This window comes from Bacillus ndiopicus (assembly GCF_000612805.1).
Taxonomy (GTDB): Bacteria; Bacillota; Bacilli; order Bacillales_A; family Planococcaceae; genus Metasolibacillus; species Metasolibacillus ndiopicus.
In genome coordinates this window covers 199,548-217,870 of the sequence record NZ_HG964403.1, presented here as the reverse complement: position 1 = coordinate 217,870, position 18,323 = coordinate 199,548, and the positions used below count along the sequence as shown (strand labels likewise).

The 18,323-nt window shown below is 35.9% G+C and carries 19 protein-coding genes; 9 read left to right on the top strand and 10 right to left on the bottom strand.

Going from position 1 to position 18,323, the window contains the following annotated elements:
* Positions 1-42 precede the first annotated feature (42 nt).
* The gene (locus TY13_RS01020; protein ID WP_042470558.1) at positions 43-1,068 is read right to left on the bottom strand and encodes an ABC transporter substrate-binding protein; all 1,026 of its coding nucleotides are present in this window, start codon (positions 1,066-1,068) and stop codon (positions 43-45) included.
* Positions 1,065-2,030, bottom strand: coding sequence for an ABC transporter ATP-binding protein (locus TY13_RS01015; RefSeq protein WP_042470556.1), 966 nt, complete (start codon positions 2,028-2,030; stop codon positions 1,065-1,067). The genes TY13_RS01020 and TY13_RS01015 overlap by 4 nt, the downstream gene beginning before the upstream one ends.
* Positions 2,031-2,167: 137 nt before the next feature.
* Here TY13_RS01015 and TY13_RS01010 point away from each other — a divergent pair, with 137 nt between their 5' ends.
* On the top strand, positions 2,168-3,052 hold the full coding sequence (locus tag TY13_RS01010; RefSeq protein WP_042470555.1) for a LysR family transcriptional regulator: 885 nt from the start codon (positions 2,168-2,170) through the stop codon (positions 3,050-3,052).
* Between the two features lie 62 nt (positions 3,053-3,114).
* Complete coding sequence (locus tag TY13_RS01005) at positions 3,115-4,497, top strand: dipeptidase (RefSeq protein ID WP_042470553.1); 1,383 nt, start codon at positions 3,115-3,117, stop codon at positions 4,495-4,497.
* A 35-nt stretch (positions 4,498-4,532) separates the two neighbouring features.
* On the opposite strand, the gene cyoE is transcribed toward TY13_RS01005, so the two are convergent.
* The 8 genes from cyoE to TY13_RS00965 all read right to left on the bottom strand — a co-directional run bounded on the left by cyoE (position 4,533) and on the right by TY13_RS00965 (position 11,299).
* On the bottom strand, positions 4,533-5,429 hold the full coding sequence (gene cyoE, locus TY13_RS01000; RefSeq protein ID WP_042470551.1) for a heme o synthase: 897 nt from the start codon (positions 5,427-5,429) through the stop codon (positions 4,533-4,535).
* A gap of 247 nt (positions 5,430-5,676) precedes the next feature.
* Complete coding sequence (locus tag TY13_RS00995; RefSeq protein ID WP_042470550.1) at positions 5,677-6,582, bottom strand: nuclease-related domain-containing protein; 906 nt, start codon at positions 6,580-6,582, stop codon at positions 5,677-5,679.
* Positions 6,583-6,794: 212 nt separating this feature from the next.
* Positions 6,795-7,733 (bottom strand): Gfo/Idh/MocA family protein, encoded by a 939-nt coding sequence (locus TY13_RS00990; RefSeq protein WP_042470548.1) that lies wholly within the window; start codon positions 7,731-7,733, stop codon positions 6,795-6,797.
* A gap of 17 nt (positions 7,734-7,750) precedes the next feature.
* Complete coding sequence (locus tag TY13_RS00985) at positions 7,751-8,365, bottom strand: PH domain-containing protein (protein WP_042470546.1); 615 nt, start codon at positions 8,363-8,365, stop codon at positions 7,751-7,753.
* On the bottom strand, positions 8,358-9,215 hold the full coding sequence (locus TY13_RS00980) for a CPBP family intramembrane glutamic endopeptidase (RefSeq protein ID WP_042470544.1): 858 nt from the start codon (positions 9,213-9,215) through the stop codon (positions 8,358-8,360). Before TY13_RS00980 ends, TY13_RS00985 begins: the two co-directional genes overlap by 8 nt.
* Before the next feature lie 26 nt (positions 9,216-9,241).
* Positions 9,242-10,060, bottom strand: a complete 819-nt coding sequence (locus TY13_RS00975) for a hypothetical protein (RefSeq protein WP_154661484.1) — start codon at positions 10,058-10,060, stop codon at positions 9,242-9,244.
* 1 nt (position 10,061) lies between these two features.
* Complete coding sequence (locus tag TY13_RS00970) at positions 10,062-10,934, bottom strand: ATP-binding cassette domain-containing protein (protein WP_042470541.1); 873 nt, start codon at positions 10,932-10,934, stop codon at positions 10,062-10,064.
* Entirely contained in the window at positions 10,934-11,299 is a 366-nt protein-coding gene (locus tag TY13_RS00965; protein WP_407637697.1) for a GntR family transcriptional regulator, read from the bottom strand. The genes TY13_RS00970 and TY13_RS00965 overlap by 1 nt, the downstream gene beginning before the upstream one ends.
* Positions 11,300-11,454: 155 nt before the next feature.
* Between TY13_RS00965 and TY13_RS00960 the strand changes: the two genes are divergently transcribed.
* From TY13_RS00960 to TY13_RS00930, 7 genes are all read left to right on the top strand, one after another.
* Positions 11,455-12,360: an AEC family transporter gene (locus TY13_RS00960; RefSeq protein ID WP_042470537.1), complete on the top strand. Its 906-nt coding sequence runs from the start codon at positions 11,455-11,457 to the stop codon at positions 12,358-12,360.
* 211 nt (positions 12,361-12,571) lie between these two features.
* Positions 12,572-13,267 carry a response regulator transcription factor gene (locus tag TY13_RS00955; RefSeq protein WP_042470535.1) on the top strand — a complete coding sequence of 232 codons (696 nt, stop codon included), beginning with the start codon at positions 12,572-12,574 and terminating at the stop codon, positions 13,265-13,267.
* A gap of 1 nt (position 13,268) precedes the next feature.
* Entirely contained in the window at positions 13,269-14,204 is a 936-nt protein-coding gene (locus TY13_RS00950; protein ID WP_042470533.1) for a sensor histidine kinase, read from the top strand.
* Positions 14,205-14,440: 236 nt separating this feature from the next.
* Positions 14,441-15,364: an ABC transporter ATP-binding protein gene (locus TY13_RS00945; protein WP_042470531.1), complete on the top strand. Its 924-nt coding sequence runs from the start codon at positions 14,441-14,443 to the stop codon at positions 15,362-15,364.
* On the top strand, positions 15,357-16,049 hold the full coding sequence (locus TY13_RS00940) for an ABC transporter permease (protein WP_042470529.1): 693 nt from the start codon (positions 15,357-15,359) through the stop codon (positions 16,047-16,049). The genes TY13_RS00945 and TY13_RS00940 overlap by 8 nt, the downstream gene beginning before the upstream one ends.
* A gap of 233 nt (positions 16,050-16,282) precedes the next feature.
* Positions 16,283-17,542 carry an alcohol acetyltransferase gene (locus TY13_RS00935; protein ID WP_042470527.1) on the top strand — a complete coding sequence of 420 codons (1,260 nt, stop codon included), beginning with the start codon at positions 16,283-16,285 and terminating at the stop codon, positions 17,540-17,542.
* The gene (locus TY13_RS00930) at positions 17,539-18,213 is read left to right on the top strand and encodes a DUF6320 domain-containing protein (protein ID WP_042470525.1); all 675 of its coding nucleotides are present in this window, start codon (positions 17,539-17,541) and stop codon (positions 18,211-18,213) included. Before TY13_RS00935 ends, TY13_RS00930 begins: the two co-directional genes overlap by 4 nt.
* The last annotated feature ends 110 nt before the right edge of the window (positions 18,214-18,323 follow it).

Genomic DNA, 18,323 nt, shown 5'->3' with positions numbered 1-18,323 from the left:
AAAAGGGCCTCTCGATAATCGAGCAAGCCCTAAAATGCATTCTTAACGGAATAATTCAATAAACTTCGTTAAAACATCTACTTGCTTTTTCTCTGCTCCACGCCAAGTTACAGTTAGTTGTGGAATTTCCTCTAGCGTTGCACGGTCCTTTACAGCAATTGCTGCATTTCCTGGTAGTAAGTAAGCATCTGCCACAAGTGCTTGTCCTTCATCAGACAATACGAAATCTACATAGGCTTGTGCCGCATCCGCATGTTTAGCATCTTTCATAATCCCTACAGCACGTGGGCTCACAACAGTTCCGCTTGTTGGGTAAACAATTTCAACAGGTTCGCCACTAGCCTTCGCTTTGTACACCATGTAGTCAACACCTGCAATCGTTGCATCCTTTTCTCCGGTAATTACTGCGTCTAGTGCTTCCTTGTTTGCACCATTTACTTGTAAGCCGTTATTTTTCCATTGCTCCATCGTTTCCCATGCTGCCCCGTCAGCCTCTGTATAGCCAAATAAAAAATCTACAGCCGAGCCTGATAAGCTTGGATCTGGTATATTAATTTTGTTTTGCCATTGTGGCTGTGCTAAGTCTGCCCACTCTTTTGGTGCTGCGGACGCATTTTTTGTATTGTAGACAATGCCTAATGCAGAAGCGCTATAACCATAATAATAGCCATCTGCATCTGACCAATCTGCATTCATCTTATCTGCATTTTTAGCTTCTTTATAGCTTTGAAGCTGATCTGTTTCCTTTAAGCCATCCATTGAAGCAACTGACGCTAACACGACAACATCCGCTACTGGATTATTTTTTTCTGCCTCTAGACGTGCTAAAATTTTCCCTGTTGTCCCTTGAAACATCTCTACTTTAATGCCCGTTTTTTGTTCAAATGCTTCTTGAATATTTGCTGCCAAACCATCTGGCCCTGCTGAATATACAGTTACTATTTCCGACTTCTTTACTTCTTCCTTTGGTTTGTCTGCGCTCTCTGTTTTTTTCTCCGCACACCCTGCTAATGTCAATGACAGCATTAATGCCGCTGTTGCTAAAAATTTAAATCTACCCTTTTTCATGTTCGTTCCTCCAATTGATATATTTGTTGTTCATCGATAAAAATCTCAAATTGCTGCCCTTGTAAAATCGGCTCTGTGTCGTAAAAGCTCCATTCCTTACCATCCACATCTACCTGTATTAAATAGCGATCTCCAACGAAAATACTTTTTAAAACCTTTGCCTGCTTTACAATTGCCCCTTGGCTTTGCAGACGTGAAATTCCTTCAGGACGTACAATCCGCTCATTTTGCTCTAGCCAATTTACCCGACCAATAAAGTCAGCTACATAAGGTGTTGCTGGTGTTCTGTAAATTTCCTGTGGTGCTCCAACTTGCGCGATATGCCCTGCCTCCATCACAATAATTTGATCAGACATCGTCATCGCCTCTGTTTGGTCATGCGTTACGAAAATTGCTTGGCAATCTAGTCTTTGAATAATATTCATAATTTCGTATTGCATTTTCTCTCTTAGCACCGCATCTAGGGCTGACAATGGCTCATCAAACAAAATTAATTTAGGATTTGTTGCAAGAGCTCGTGCTAATGCTACTCGTTGCTGCTGACCACCCGATAACTCTCCAGGCTTTCGCTGCTCAAACCCTTCCATACTAACAAGCTGCATTACATGCTTCACACGCAGTGGTATTTCCGCTTTAGGCACAATGCCCTTCAAGCCAAATGCGATATTTTGGAAAATCGTCATATGAGGCCATAATGCAAAATCCTGAAATACCATTGCGATATTACGTTTATTTGGCTGTATATTAACTTTGCGTTCAGATGAATAAATAAGCGTGTCATCAAAATGAATTTCACCTTTAGTTGGCTGCTCCAAGCCTGCCAACATTTTTAATAGCGTCGTTTTGCCACAGCCTGACTGACCTAAAATCGTGATGAATTTGCTATCTAACTCTAAATTAAGAGGCCATAATACTTGTGTATCTCCATATTTCTTTTCAATCTTCGTTAATGAAATCCTCATATTATCCTCCTCGTCTAATACAACTATAAGTCCTAGATATTTAGAAAATATTAACCCACTATTAACAAAACGTTAAAATAAATCTAATAAAATTAAACTATCGTAAGATTTTATCTAATTTACTTTAGGGGGATAAAATGAATAATGTAAAATTGCAGGCATTTTGCTTACTAGTAGAGCATAAAAAATTAGCCCCTGTTGCAGAGAAGCTCCATATTACAAAGCCAACCGTTTCCTTTCATATTCGTTCAATTGAAGAGGAGTATGGTATCCAGCTATTCCGCACAAACGCTGGAGGCTATCGGTTAACTGCCGCTGGTGAAGGGCTTTATCATTACGCAAGACAAATTGTACAGCTACATAAGGAGATGGGGCTTTTTATAGAAGATTTACTGGCAGGTAATGTCGGCTCAATTCGACTTGGTGCAAGTGGTTTACCCGCGCATATTTTTATGCCAGAGCTTATCCACAAAATATCAACAGCCTACCCTGCCATTCAAATTTCCTTAATCGTTAAAACCGCTCCAGAAATCGAGGAGCTCGTCGCACTACATGAATTAGATTTCGGATTCATTATGGAAACAAAGCAGGAAAACCCATTGCTCGTTTATGAAACGATTGGCGAAGACACGTTTGTTTTAGCATTCAGCCCACAGCATGAGCTAGCCTCCAAACAAACGATTACAAAAGCGGATATTTTACAATATAAAATTTTGCTGCACACCTCCTCCAGCTCAACAAATCATTTTATTGAGCAGTGGCTAGGTACACAATCCTCCATGAACAAAATCGAACTAGACTCAATAAGCACAATTAAAAAAATGCTGACATTCGGGACGACTGTCGCCTTCCTTTCAGCATCTTTAATCGGGGATGAGCTAGCTACAGGCTCTTTAATCAAAAAGGATTTAGCAGATCGCTCATTAACCAGAAAAATACAATTTATTTATTCAAATTCAAGGCTAGACAGCACAATAGATCATTTTGTAAAATTGGCGATTCATGAGTTGCAGATTCAATAGGTGTGGAAGGCTTGTATGTGCTATACTATTTCCATATTCGAAATAAAGGGAGGCTTTCTTTCATGAGTCATTTAGAAAAATTAGATGCTTATTTTGCAGAGCATCGCGAGCGCCATTTAGCGGAGTTAAATGAATTTTTACGTATCCCAAGTATCTCGGCATTATCTGAGCATAAAGAGGATATGAAGCAAGCTGCCAACTGGCTAGCAGATCATTTAAAGTCATTAAATATTGAAAATGTAGCAGTTGAAGAAACTGCTGGACATCCTGTTGTCTACGGCGAGTGGCTACATGCTGAAGGCAAGCCAACAATTTTATTCTATGGTCACTATGATGTGCAGCCTGTTGACCCGCTGAATTTATGGGAAACACCACCTTTCGAGCCATCAATTCGCGACAATAAATTATTTGCGCGTGGTTCTTCTGACGACAAAGGACAAGTGTTTATGCATGTAAAAATGATTGAGGCATTGTTTGCAACAGAGGGCACTCTTCCAGTTAACGTGAAATTTATTTATGAGGGTGAAGAGGAAATCGGTAGCCCATCTCTTCCGAAATATACAGAGGAGAATAAAGAAAAATTAGCTGCTGACTTAATTTTAATTTCAGACACAGGTCTTTATGCGAAGGGCAAGCCTGCTGTTTGTTATGGTCTGCGCGGCTTAACAGGTGTACAAATTGATGTGCGCGGTGCGAAAGGCGACTTACACTCAGGTCTTTACGGCGGCGGTGTGCAAAACGCTATCCATGCATTAACTGAAATTTTAGCATCATTCCGCGATGAGCACGGCACAATTCAAGTTGAAGGCTTCTATGATAAAGTACTTCCACTATCAGATGAAGAGCGCCAAGCTTACCAAGACTTAAACTTTGATGAGAATGAGTTGAAGGAAGAGTTAAAAGTGAAGGAGCTATTTGGTGAAGCGGGTTACTCTTATTTAGAGCAAACTTGGGCACGCCCAACATTAGAAATTAACGGCGTATTCGGTGGCTTCTCTGGCGAAGGTATTAAAACAGTATTACCTGCTGAAGCTGGAGCAAAAATTACATGCCGCTTAGTACCAAATCAAGACCCCGAGGAAATCGTTGCACTTTTAAGAGCACATATCGAAAAGCACAAGCCTGCTGGTGTTGAAGTAGCAATTTCTGAATTCGACAAAGGAAAGCCATACTTAACACCATTTGATCACCCTGTTATCCAAGCAGCGGGTCGCTCTTACGAAAAGGTTTATAATGTACCAACTGCTTATACTCGTGGCGGTGGCTCGATTCCAATCGTAGCGGCATTCGATGAAATTTTAGGCTTACCAGTCGTATTAATGGGCTTCGGTCTTTCAAGCGAAAACTTCCATGCACCAAACGAGCACTTCCATTTAGAAAACTTCGATAATGGCTTACGTGTATTAGGTGATTACTTACATGAAGTTGCAGAGTTAAAGCTATAAGAAAAAAGGTCTGCCTAAATTGGCAGACCTTTTCTTTATAGAGCCTGTAAAATTAACCCTACAGATGCATAAATAATAACTGTCGCAAATAACACTGTCATATGAATCAATGAGAATCCGAACATTTTATTTGCCCATGTTTTCCCTTCCATTTTATGATAGCCGACAAAGCTCAGCCATAGCCAAATGCCGCCGAGAACTAACGACACTAGCGTAAGCCCTAAACTTAATGGTAGGAATAAAAAGCTTGTTAACATGAGTATTACTAGATAAACATTTGTTTGGATATACGTTCTGCGCTGCCCTTTTGCTACTGGTAGCATTGGGATATTCGCAGCAGCATAATCATCATGCTTGCGAATCGCAATTGCATAGAAATGTGGCATTTGCCAAATCACCATAATAATAAATAATGCCCAGCAAGCTGGATGCCAAATATCTGGCCCTACTGCTGCCCAACCGATTAATGGCGGCATCGCCCCTGAAATACTACCAACCTCTGTATTCCAAATTGTACGGCGCTTCGTCCACATCGTATAAGGCACAACATAAAAAAATACACCTAAAAAGCCTAAAAGCATTGCAAGTGTTGTTGTGAATGCCAGTGCAATTAAACCAAGAATTAAAAAGATAATCCCTGCAAGTAACACTGTACGTGTATGAAGCTCCCCAGTTACAGTAGGTCGTGTTTTTGTACGAAGCATAATTTTATCTATATCGCGGTCATACAAATTATTAAAAATACCAGCTGCCGCAATAACAAGTGCCGAACCAACTGTTGCCAATATGATATTCGGGATGTTGTTAATAAAGTTTAGTTCATACGTATAAAGCGCAAGCATTAGCCCAGCAATCATTGGAATCAAATTAGATTTAATGATGCCTGTCTTAACAGCCTGTGCCCATAGATTTATAATAGATTGCTTCTGCATAATAGTTACCTCTCATTATAGTCACTATTATTTAGTATACATTATTTAAGGTGCTATGCGCTATGGTACTGGCTGTTTTTTCGGAGAACCGTCATAATTTTTTGCTTATATTAAATGAATTTAGAAGTATATCAGCGGCTTTGAAGAATATATCAGCGATATTTTAATTATATCGGCGACTTTGAGGGATATATCAGCGACTTTTTCATTTTATCGGCGACTTTAAAGAATATATCAGCGACTTGACTTATTTTATAGAAATTCGATACTTTCTCCCCTTATTCTCTCCAATACATGGAAAGCCTAATTTTTTTAATAACCGCTTTGCACTATCTGCCGAAGTAACGCCTACAAACTTCCTAAACTCCTCATTCGTAATCCATTCGTCTATTAATAAACAATAATCCTCCATTGCTTGTCTTAATAAAATGCCTGTATCTTTGTAATGACACTTGGGGCATTTAAAATGACCATAATGATACAGCATTTTTACACCAGTCTGACACTGGGCACAAAGCACACCTGTGCGGATTTTTGTTTTATCAATATGTAATTGTGGTTTTTTAATTGTATGCATCTGTAATAATTTAGCTGTTAAATTGTGAAGCTCTATTGAAGATAATTGCGTGGCATATTGTGTGAGTAGCTTTCGAATGCGAAATTCTAGCCCACTGCAATGAAAAATAGGCTCTCCTTGTGGGATATGACCAATAATTGTTTTTGGGTGAGCAAAAACAATAGCATATAAAATGGGTAAATCAGATACTACCCCTTGAAGCATTCTTCTATGGCGGCGTACTTGGTCTAGTGGGTTACGGAAACTGTTGATAGTTCCATTATCGAGTGTTCTAATAAATTGATGGCGTGTTTCATCAAAATCAATGCGACCTGCAATGTTTTTGATTTCCACTATCAAGATAAATTTTTGACAAAGAAATATCGTATCAATTTGATGAGCCTCTGTTTGAAAATCATGAATTAAATAATATGGTTCAGTTAATTTCATATCATGCCAGCTTCGATCCACATACCGTTCACCTAATACACCTTGTTGCAATCGAATTAACTCGTCGTTATATTCTTGAAACCCTCGACGAATAGCTGCTTGTAACATTAGCTCTTTCACTGTTTGATCTCGCTGTAAAGCAATCACTCTATTCCTCCTTTTTTATGTATCATACGTGCCTTTTAATATTTTGACAAATGCTGAAAAATTATATTTACTTATATTTTTAAGTATTAAAATTCATATTTGGCTGCCTGACTATTTGAGAATCTTTACTATATCACTCTTATTTAAATAACCAAATATTAATTTTCAAGCATACAAAAACTACCTTGCCACCAGCAAGGTAGTTTTACTAGTTATTTCAACAACTCATCAACCCATCTTTGTACTTTTAAGCCCTCTTCAAATGAAACAATTAGTGCATCTTCGCCTTGTAAATGCGCTTGGCATGCATCTAATAATGATGCTGGCTTTACATTCGGCGTGATTTGCTGTGCTTCTTCGTATGCAGCACTTAGCCATAGCTCAGACCAGTTGCGCAATGTCATTACTTTTTCTGTACCGAAAACTTTAAATTCCAAGCGCTCCTCTTGCCCGATACCTGACAAACCGTTTAATACAACAGGTAGACCGCCTTCTGTTTTTGCTAAGGCTGACACACCTGTCTCACATAAAGCTACATCCTCTGGATACGTTGTTTCGTGTGATAAGATTGTAATATCTCCAAAGAAATGATGCATTAATTGTAAGTAGTGTGGGAATACCTCACGGATAAAGCCCCCTTGTTCACGCGATGCAATCCATGGATTTTGCTGCCATTTTCTTGGCCACTCTGGGAAATATGTGTGAAGCTCAACACGCACAATTTCTCCTAATTCCTTATTAGCTAATGTTTGCTTGAATTGATGCACCGCTGGGCTATACATTAATGGGAAATGCATCGCTGTATGTACGCCCGCACCGGCCGCAACTTGAACCATTTCTAAACCATCCAATGCGTCATGCGCCAATGGCTTTTCAGAAAGAATGTTTAAACCATGTGCTGCAATTTCCTTTGCAAGTGGTGCATGGCTAACTGGTGGGGTACCAATATATACCCAATCAGGACGTGTTGCTAATAAATCCTCTAATGTTGCAACTGCAGGGATAGAATATTTCTCAGCAATTTCTTGTAAACGCGTTTGATTGCCATCGAAAATTGCTGTAATTTCGCAGTTTGGATGCGCTAATATTTGATTAATAATGCGCTCTCCTACTATACCAGTACCAATTAATGCAAATGTTGTCTTTGTCATAAAATAATCTCCCCAACTTAGTTATGAATATAGCGTTCGAATACGTCACTGTAGTCTTTTTTTACATACTGTGCCTTCTGCTGTAATAGCCAGTCATGTGAGAATTTTGTGATGCCCTCAAAGGAGCTAGCAGGCGTTACCTCATTATTTCCAACACGACCTAATGCGTTGGCAGCTAGCGTCAAACTTTGCTTAGCAGCATCGTATTTGTAAGTATTTGATTTCTGCTCTAAAGAAATTGCGTGCAATGCTTTATATAAGTCTTTAATTTCAGTAAGGAATTTTTTATGAATATCAATCGACATTGGGATATCCGCAATAGTAAACTTTATTTCTACATCAAGATCAATTGTACCTGCTGTTTCTAATAAAACGCTTTCAACCGTTGCATGCTCATAATCATAACGGCGCAACATGCGCTTCTTGCTAATTGCATTAGCCCCATCTACATGAATTAACGCATAATTAGTAAAGCAATATTCATCCGCCTTTGTTTTAATTAAAAAGTAAATTTTCTCATCAATTTCATTAAAAATAAAATCATCTGAATCTGTTTTATCAAAATCCTCTTTTGGCACAACTATCCCAATATCCGATAGTCCTAATGCATCTGCTGCTAGTTTTTTAAACATTGTGTTTCCCTCCTCTTTTATCAATAAATACTAAAACTGATAACACTACTACACTTAATATTACTATAAACATAAAGGATAAGTATAGTAACATAAACCCTTCAAATGTCTCATCAAATACTAAAAGAGCAACATCCGAAGCATACATGCCCCCCACCGAAATATATCTAGCCACCTCAAGGTAAATAACATGGAAAATAATATTCATCCATAATGTACCTGTGTATTCTCTATATAACTGTAAAGCGATTCCAAAAAAGAAGAACAATAAAACCTGGGCTATTGTTAGAGTAAATGGATTGCCAAAGAATACGGTCTGTAATAACAATACTGCGGTTGGTACAGCTATAAAGATGAGTGGCTGCAATATTAATGAGATGATAAACCTGTATTTCTTATGTAGCTCTTCAAATATTAGCCCCCGGATAAAGACTTCTTCTGGAAATGCTTCATACAGAAATGCAGTTACACTATTGATTAAAATTGCTAGCACAACCGTTGTTGTCAAATTCAAACTAACATTTTCAATACCACCCAACAAATAAGCAGTTAAAATGCCAGATATGAGTAAAATAAAAGGTAAGGCTATCCCAACCAGCAATTTAGGGAAGGAATTCATACCCTTCAAACCAATTCGAGCTAATACATCTGGATTTTTTCTTTTCAGCAGATAAAGTACAATAATCGTTAATGCTGTAAAAATTATTCCCTGTAAGAACATACCCAGTTGTCGACTTAAACTTTGCATTTCTATCAAGTATTGCCCAACACTAGCTGATACAAAAAGAAATAGTGAAACAAGGACAAAATACAAAACTAAACGCCCTATACTAAATTTCAGAAAATCCAATTGAATAGCCCCTTTCAAGTTAAATCTCACAGCTTAATCACTACTTTTTTTGTAAACAGACGTATCAAAATAAGCATAATCGCGATAATAGAGATTGCTAATAGATAGGCAATTGGAATCGGCATTGCATGAATCACCAATAGATTCATTGTTTGTATATCGAATGCGATATTCATTATTTCAGCATGTATCAATAATAATGCAATCACTACTGGAATTGAAACTAGCCCTATTACACTTCCGAAGTGATAGAAACTAATACCAATTAACCAGCCTGCTACATAGTAACAAAAAGCATTAATAGAAAATAGTACAATGCCAACTAGCCAGCTACTGTTTAAATCAATATACGAAGAGAACAGAATATTTTGGATTATTTGCCCTACAATTTCATTGTCAGGCTGCACTATTTTTACGCTATCTGCAAATTGTACTGGCAGTATTTTTAATAAAATTGCCTCAACTAATAGTACAAGTTTGATAATGATTGGTATTGCTATAGCGACACCGAAAGAACCAAGCGCTGCGCCAACAAAATAATGCTTGCGTGTCACACCATTGCTCACAAAATATTGCAAAAAGCCATAGGCAGCTATAATCCCAATAACGAACATAAAAATATTAGATGAGTAAAATATGAGTGTTGAAAAGCTATCAGCTTCTCTATCATTTGCGATAGATTTAATAATTTTCATAATAAAATTATTCGCTTCAATATCGTTTATAAAGGAGCCCACAGTTTTTACTAAAAAAATGATTAGCATGACAAATAGATAGCCTGACGCCCAAATCATTTGTGTTGAAAACATATCTTTTGCAACTCTCATTGAGATTGATTTTTGCATATTAATCATTCCCTTCTTCCGTTAGATAAATAAACAAATCTTGTAGCGTGATCGGACCTATTTCTAACCCGCGCATTGCCGCGTCTTTATATTGCTGCTCTGAAATATCACCATACACTCTAACTGCCTTAGTACTGCCTAATTGCTGCGTGCTAAGCTGGCGCATTGATTGTACAAATGCATCTACATCTTCAGCTCTTCCTGTAACTGTCACACCTTTTGAAACAAGCGTATCGTACTCCTCATGTAAAAGCATTTTACCTGTATGCAAAATTAAAACTTCATCAAATAAATATTCCATTTCTGAAACTAAGTGTGTAGACATAATAATCATTCGTGGAAATTGCTCTTGCGACTTTAGCAATTCCTCATAAAAGCTCGTTCGAGTCGGTGCGTCCATGCCAGCATATATTTCATCAAAAATCGTAATAGGTGCGTTACTTGCTAGACCAATAATGGCGTCAAATGCTGCTTGCATACCTTTCGATAGTTGCTTCATCTTTTTATCATGTGGAATTTTAAAGCGAGCAATTAAATGTTCCGCATATTCCATATCAAAATTTGGGCGATATTTCGCTATGCCTTTTAACAGATTTATTACTTTTTCAGATTCTTCTTTATAATTTTTATTGTAGGCAAAAACTACTTGCTGCATGATTTCAGCATTTTCAAACGGTGCTTGCCCTAAAATTGTTAATGTACCATCTGATTGTTTTTGGAAAGAAGCAATAATGGATAATAGTGACGTCTTTCCTGCCCCATTTCTCCCTAATAGGCCATATATTTTATTCCCCTCTAGCTCAAATGAAATATTTTGTAACGCCAAATGCTGGCCATAATTCAAACTTAAATTTTTTGCTTCCATGTTTGCCATTAGCTTTCACGCTCCTTAACCTGTTTAATTAATTCAATAATTTCCTGCTCGCTTATTTCAAGTTTATTTGCCTCTTGAATAAGGCTCACTACGAACTGATCAACAAACGCTTCTTTTCTTTTTTTCAAAAGCTTTTCTCTTGCTCCTGTTGCCACAAACATACCGATTCCTCTCTTTTTATAAAGAATGTCTTCTTCTACCAATTGATTAATTCCCTTTGAAACTGTTGCATGATTAATTTTGTAAAAACTAACAAGCTGATTTGTCGATGGAGCTTGCTCTTCTTCTAGTAGCTGACAGTTAACGATTTGGTCCTCGATTTTTTCTCGAATTTGTTGGTAAATAGGTTTATCTTTATCAAACACAAGCACTTCACCACCTTTTATAGTTATACGGTTATACACTTATGTATATAACCATAATAGACAAAAAAATATTTGTCAATTGTTTATCTTTACTTCTTTTAGAAAAATGCAATAATGAAAGCATAATTATTTCGGTAATCGAAGGGGAAGAAGCAATGACTTTATTTTTTATTATTTTGCCTGCACTCGTTATTTTTTTAGTTGGCTTTATCGCTCAAAAGCTTATTGGATTCGATATTAAATCGATTTCTGCTATGTCGCTCTATATATTATCGCCCTGTCTAGCGTTTCGAACATTTTATACAAACGATATAACACTAGATTATATGTATATGATGCTAGCCGCGCTGGCATTAAGCTTGTCATTATTAGTGATTACATACATCGTTGCAAAAATAACGCAAGCTAATCAATCTGAAAGCTCTGCTCTTATCTTAAGTAGTGTTTTTATGAATAGTGGCAACTACGGGGCACCGGTTGTGTTGTTTGCACTTGGTCCTGCGGGCTTTGATTATGCTGTTATTATCATGGTGCTACACTCTTTGTTAATGAACACTCTTGGTATTTTCTTTGCTGCACTTGGAGGTCAAGAAGGTGGTGGGCATAAGCAAGCATTGCGAAGTGTTGTACGTATGCCTGTACTTTATGCAGCAATACTTGGAATGTTATGTCATTGGGTAGGTTTTAAGCTATCTCCCCCTTTTCAAGATGCTCTTAATCTTGTAGCAAATGCGACGATTCCTATTATTATGCTTGTTTTAGGTATGCAGCTTGCTGTTATTTCACGAAAAAAGGTGACCTACCGTTTTGTTGTAGGTGCAAGTATGATTCGCATGATTGCCTCACCATTAATAGCAGCACTTATCTTATCCTTTTTACCTTTAAGCGATTTAGCAAAAACCGTTTTTATCATTCAAGCAGCTATGCCTTCTGCTGCAAACACAACAATGCTTGCTTTAAAATATGATACCGAGCCTGACCTCGTATCGTTTACAACACTCGTTACAACAGCAATAAGTGTTATTTCTCTGCCAATTGTGTTGTATTTAGTGGGAGTCTAAAAGAAGTTGAACAATTATGTGGCAATCAATTACGCCTTGGCATTATTAATAATAGGGCTGCCTTTCATATTTTATTCCCTCTTCAAACTTCCCGAAATATTTTGTGACTCTATCTATTACAGTGACAGAACTAAATTGATAAAAACCAAAGCTATTTGCTTTCGCTGTTTCAGCCAATTACAATAAATATATTAAAAATTTGGGGGAAAAAATGAGCTTTCATATATTATTAGCTGAAGATGATGAATCAATAAACAAAATGGTAGAAGACTATTTGAGAAAGGACGGTTTTTCCGTTACAGCTGTTTCGAATGGAGAAGAAGCGGTTTCCAAGTTCCTTCAGGAAAAGTTTGATTTAGTTATTTTAGATATTATGATGCCTAAGCTTGATGGCTTTGAAGCGATGAATATAATTCGGGCAAAAAGTTCAATGCCTATCTTGATGATGTCTGCCAAAGATAGTGATGTGGATAAGGCATTAGGGCTTGGATTAGGGGCTGATGACTATATTTGCAAACCTTTTTCGCTAATAGAGCTTTCAGCGAGAGTGAAGGCAGCCATAAGACGGGCGACCAAGTACTCTAGCCAAGAAAAGAATGAAGAACAAATAATTGTCGTAGGTGATTTGATTGTTGATATCGCCAATTACTCTGCTATAAAAGAAAATGAACCGATAAAGCTCACATCGAAGGAATTCGAGATTTTAAAATTGTTTGTGACCAATCGCAATCGAGTGTTCACAAAAGAACAAATATATAATCTTGTTTGGAATGATGCTTATTATGGAGATGAGAATATTATTAATGTTCATATGAGAAGACTACGAGAAAAAATCGAACATGATCCTTCTAATCCTCAATATATAAAAACTTTATGGGGAATAGGATACAGGCTAGAGGCAGAATAACATGATTCTATTATTATGTATAATCATTGTAGGACTACTTATCATTATTTATCTCCAATATAAGAAAAAAGAAATTGATAGCCTTGATTTAATTTATATACATGAAAAACTACATACTATTATCAACGATGAAACTAGTGAAAAACTTTTAGTTGTAACAGACAATAAAGAATTACAATCATTATTGATTGCCATTAACGATTTGCTAAGCTATAACCAACAAATTATTGGCAAGCATACGAGAATGGAGCACTCGATGAGAAGAATGCTTTCCAATATATCTCACGATTTGAAAACGCCACTCACTGTAGTTGTAGGATATTTGGAAATTTTAAATGTAGATGAAGAATTAGATGAGCAAGATCGGAAATATCTATTAACGAAAGTACACTCTAAAATGCTAGAAGTGTTGGAAATGATGCAAGAGTTTTTCGATTTAGCTAAGCTAGAGTCTGGAGATAAAGAGCTTCCAATCACTCGAATCAATATAAATGAGACATGCCGAAGCGTCATTTTGTCTTTTTATGAAATTTTAACGATGAAAGGAATAGAAGTTAGTATCAACATACCTGAAGCACCTATCTATGCGTCAGGAAATACAGAAGCACTTAATCGAATTTTGAATAACTTGATTTCGAATGCAATTTCTTATGGGGCTGATGGAAATATCATTGGGATTAATGTAAGGGCTGACGAACAAAACGTTTATGTAGAAGTTTGGGACCGAGGAAAAGGTATTGATGAACTCCATATTGATTGTGTATTCGAGAGGATGTACACACTCGATGATTCAAGGAATAAAAATTACCAAGGAAGTGGCCTAGGACTGACAATTACAAAAAGATTAGTAGAGAGATTAGGCGGAGAAATTCATCTTTCAAGCAAGCCAAATGAACAAACTATCTTTACTTTTTCATTACAAAGAGTGAGCTATTAAAGAGTTGTCCGAAAAGCAGACTCCCCCCTGCTTTCAGACAACTTTTTGCTGTTTTGTCAAAGGTGATTTCGCCCTTCTAGACAGCCACTTATTTGGTTCTTAAAATTAGATTGATATGGATTTCTAGCGAGAATGCGATTTAAGGAACTTAAGAATTTTGTAAGATTTGAGTAAGAAAAATGAGATTTCTTCTTTTTATACTATAAATAGAGTTGATGAACGAAAGGAGAATGGAAGTGACATATCTATTAAAAACAACCGACTTAACAAAAGTCTTTAATGGGATAGAAGTTGTTTCTCGCGTAAATATGCATATTAGAAAAGGAGAAATATATGGGTTTTTAGGTCCAAATGGTGCTGGTAAAACAACAATTATGAAGATGATTACAAACCTAGTTAAACCAACTAGCGGAGAAATCGAAATATTTGATAGCGGTCTAACAAGTGAGTCCTACGAAGTTTTAAAGAGAATGGGAACTATTATAGAATATCCAATTTTTTATGAAAAGCTTACAGCGAGAGAAAATTTACAAATTCATTGCGAATATATGGGATATTACAATAAACAAGCTATTGATCAAGCGTTAAATCTTGTAAATTTAAAGAATATTGATAACAAGCCAGTAAAGGAGTTCTCTCTTGGAATGAAACAAAGGCTAGGCATAGCAAGGGCTATTACAACAAAGCCTGAGCTATTGATTTTAGATGAGCCTATCAATGGTCTTGATCCTATCGGGATAAGAGAGCTAAGAGATTTATTTCAGATGTTATGTAAGGATTATGGGATTACCATTTTAATTTCCAGCCATATTTTAGGTGAGATTGAACAGATGGCAGACACAATAGGTGTAATTAATAACGGTAAACTTATTGAAGAGGTAGCAATGGATCAAGTTCGTGATAACAACACTGAATATATTGAGGTTGTAGTAGATAATGGCTCAAAGGCTGCCTTTATTTTGCAAGACAAATTACAAATTTCAAATTTTAAACTGATTGATGCAAATAAAATAAGAATTTACGATGCTTCAATGACACAGGCTGAAATCTCAAAGATGCTCGTCATTCATGATATCGCAATTGAAGCAATTAGTAAAAAACAAAGTTCCTTAGAGGAATACTTCTTAAAGTTAATTAATGGAGGTGGCATACATGCTTAATCTAATGCGATTAGAGTTTCAAAAGCATAAACTAGCTACATTAATCAAAGGTTCAGTTATAGCTTATTTAGTTATACTTGCATTCATTACACTGATTACCATTGAAGCAAAGTCCAGAGGAGAGTTTGCGTTTAAAGATTATAATGAATTATTTATTATCATTAATACAATAGTAAGAGGTACTTTTATTGTATATGCAGCGACACTAATTGCAAAATTTGTCATTGAGGAATTCAAAAATAAAACAATAACCGTACTATTCATGTATCCTATTAGTCGCAAAAAAATCATTATGGCGAAGCTCACAATTATTACTATATTTACTTTTATCAATATTAATTTAGCTAATCTATTTCTTTCAGGTATTATAGTTATGTTAAGTAATGTCTATGATCTTATTCCTGGCACGCTAACAGCCTTGAGCATTTTTGATAATAGTATAAAAATTTTGATGCACTCCTTTGCAGCAACAGGAATGAGCTTAATTCCTCTCTTCTTTGGAATGAGGAAATTCTCAGTACCAACAACGATTATTTCATCATTAATCATTGTTTTGATTGTGTGCTCTAACAATGGCGATGCATCATTGAATAATATTATTTTCATTCCAATTACATTAGGTATTATTGGTGTGTACATTGCCTATTTAGCAATTCGTAAAATTGATAAGGTGGATTTGATTTAATATTTGTAATATATCTGTATAACAAGGAATTTTGATTAATTAGAGAGGCTACCTAAAAACCCTTTGCAGAAAATATTAGTAAACCCAAGAATGCTAATTCAATGGCATTCTTGGGTTTTATCTTCTTTAAAATTGGACATCAAAGACTTAAGTTTTTTGTAAGAAATGATTAAGAAAATAGACGCTTTTCCTAGATAGAATGAATGTAGTATCAAAATTAAAGGAGTAGCACTATGAATAATTGGTATCGATTAGATAATGCAGCAAAATTATTTCCTGCTGTAAAAAATAAATCTAATACAGCAATCTTTCGTGTTGCGATGATTCTTAAGGAAGTTGTTCAAAGTGATATTTTGCAGAAAGCAGCCGATTTAACAATTAAAAGGTACCCTATGTTATCTGTAGAAATTAAAAAGGGTTCTTTTTGGAACTATTTGAATGTGCAAGAAGGAAGAGTCATAGTTGAGGAGGAAGAAAACTATCCCTGCTATCCAGCAAGTGATGGACGATTGTTACGCATTTTATATTATAACAAACGAATATCAGTGGAAATTTTTCATTCATTAACAGATGGATCGGGGGCAGTAGAATTTCTAAAAACCTTGGTGTATCAATATTTATTATTACTTGGATACAGCGTCAAAAGCGAGGGGCTAATCTTACTCCCTGAAGAGATGACTACTAAGTGTGAAGTAGAAGACAGTTATTTAAAATATTATCAACCATCAAAGTGGCAACGATTGAAAGAAGAAAAGGCATTTCAAATAAACGGAACACCCATCGAACCTTATGGTAACAATGTCATAAACGGAGTTGTAAGTGCATCGCAATTAAATGCAATTGCCAAACAAGAAGGGGCTACAGTAACAGCGTATTTAACGGCATTATTGATAAATAGCATCTATTTTGAAAAAATGAAATATGGGCTTGAGGATAAAAAAATAATTATAGCGGTTCCTGTTAGTTTAAGGAAATTATTCCCTTCCAAAACATTAAGGAATTTTTTTAGTGTCGTCAACATCGGAGCTACTGTTACTGAAAAAACAACATTTTCTATGATTTTGACAGAAGTTATTAAACAACTAAATCAAAAGGTCCAAAAAGAAAGCTTACAAAAAAACATATCGAACTATGTTCAAATAGAAAAGAATATTTGGGTTAGACTTATTCCTCTTTTTATTAAGAACGCCTTCTTAAAGTATACTTTTGATAGCTTAGGGGACAGTAAAAAGACAATTACACTCTCAAACTTAGGTATGATTACTTTACCAGATGAAATGAGTCAGTATGTGAAGCGAATGGAGGCTGTCGTATACCCAACACCAAAAAGCCCTATCAATTGTGGAGTTTGTTCCGTAAATGATCAGCTGACAATCACCTTTACAAGCAGAATCGTTGAAACGGAAATTATTCAATATTTCTTTCGATATTTAGCAGATGTTACGAAGCTAAACGTTACAATTTATTCAAATGAATGGGGAATAAGGACATGAACAAATGTGAAAAGTGCAAAGTAACTTTAGATGGTCAACCATTAAGATGTCCTCTATGTTTAAAGGTTCTCTCATACGAATTAAATATTCCTCGGCAAAGTCTATACCCTATTTACAACAATGAGGTCGCTAAAAAGAGTTTTATTTCTAAATTAATCTTATGTTTATCCATTATTTCTTGTAGTATTTGCATGCTAATAAATATTTTAATCTTCAAGAAGGATTCAACTTTGTCGTTTATCTATGTTTTAGTTGTTATTTTTTGTCTTTTGATTCCCATAAGTCATACTATTAAGTCTAAACGAAATATAGGCTCTAAGATTGTATCGCAAACATTCGGAGCATCACTTGCATTTTTCGTAATAGATTTTAATTTTGGATATGAAAGATGGTCAGTTAATGTTTTTATACCATTTATAATAATAATTAGCATTCTCTTTAGCATTTTAAAGATGTTGCTTGAGAAGAAGATGATGAATGAATATTTTTGGTATTCTCTCGTTATGGTCTTTATTGGATTCATCCCAATGCTATTATTTGCACTAAATGTTTCTAATTTAATTTGGCCAAGTGCTGTGGCAGCGCTACTTTCAACCTTAGCTTTTGTAGGAAATTTTATTTTTGCTGGTAAACACTTTAAAGATGAATTGATTAGACGGTTTCATATATAGCATGACAAACATATGTAAATTGAACATAAGTTTCTATCAATTTTTTTCGAGCTACTGGATGGCAGTTAACCTAAAGGAGCCACGTCCTATGCTTTCAGGTCAATTGCCAA

Coding starts and splice junctions, on each gene's coding strand:
- TY13_RS01020 (WP_042470558.1), bottom strand. CDS start 1,068: ATGAAAAAGGGTAGATTTAAATTTTTAGCAACAGCGGCATTAATGCTG.
- TY13_RS01015 (WP_042470556.1), bottom strand. CDS start 2,030: ATGAGGATTTCATTAACGAAGATTGAAAAGAAATATGGAGATACACAA.
- TY13_RS01010 (WP_042470555.1), top strand. CDS start 2,168: ATGAATAATGTAAAATTGCAGGCATTTTGCTTACTAGTAGAGCATAAA.
- TY13_RS01005 (WP_042470553.1), top strand. CDS start 3,115: ATGAGTCATTTAGAAAAATTAGATGCTTATTTTGCAGAGCATCGCGAG.
- cyoE (WP_042470551.1), bottom strand. CDS start 5,429: ATGCAGAAGCAATCTATTATAAATCTATGGGCACAGGCTGTTAAGACA.
- TY13_RS00990 (WP_042470548.1), bottom strand. CDS start 7,733: ATGACAAAGACAACATTTGCATTAATTGGTACTGGTATAGTAGGAGAG.
- TY13_RS00985 (WP_042470546.1), bottom strand. CDS start 8,365: ATGTTTAAAAAACTAGCAGCAGATGCATTAGGACTATCGGATATTGGG.
- TY13_RS00975 (WP_154661484.1), bottom strand. CDS start 10,060: ATGCAAAAATCAATCTCAATGAGAGTTGCAAAAGATATGTTTTCAACA.
- TY13_RS00970 (WP_042470541.1), bottom strand. CDS start 10,934: ATGGCAAACATGGAAGCAAAAAATTTAAGTTTGAATTATGGCCAGCAT.
- TY13_RS00960 (WP_042470537.1), top strand. CDS start 11,455: ATGACTTTATTTTTTATTATTTTGCCTGCACTCGTTATTTTTTTAGTT.
- TY13_RS00955 (WP_042470535.1), top strand. CDS start 12,572: ATGAGCTTTCATATATTATTAGCTGAAGATGATGAATCAATAAACAAA.
- TY13_RS00950 (WP_042470533.1), top strand. CDS start 13,269: ATGATTCTATTATTATGTATAATCATTGTAGGACTACTTATCATTATT.
- TY13_RS00940 (WP_042470529.1), top strand. CDS start 15,357: ATGCTTAATCTAATGCGATTAGAGTTTCAAAAGCATAAACTAGCTACA.
- TY13_RS00935 (WP_042470527.1), top strand. CDS start 16,283: ATGAATAATTGGTATCGATTAGATAATGCAGCAAAATTATTTCCTGCT.
- TY13_RS00930 (WP_042470525.1), top strand. CDS start 17,539: ATGAACAAATGTGAAAAGTGCAAAGTAACTTTAGATGGTCAACCATTA.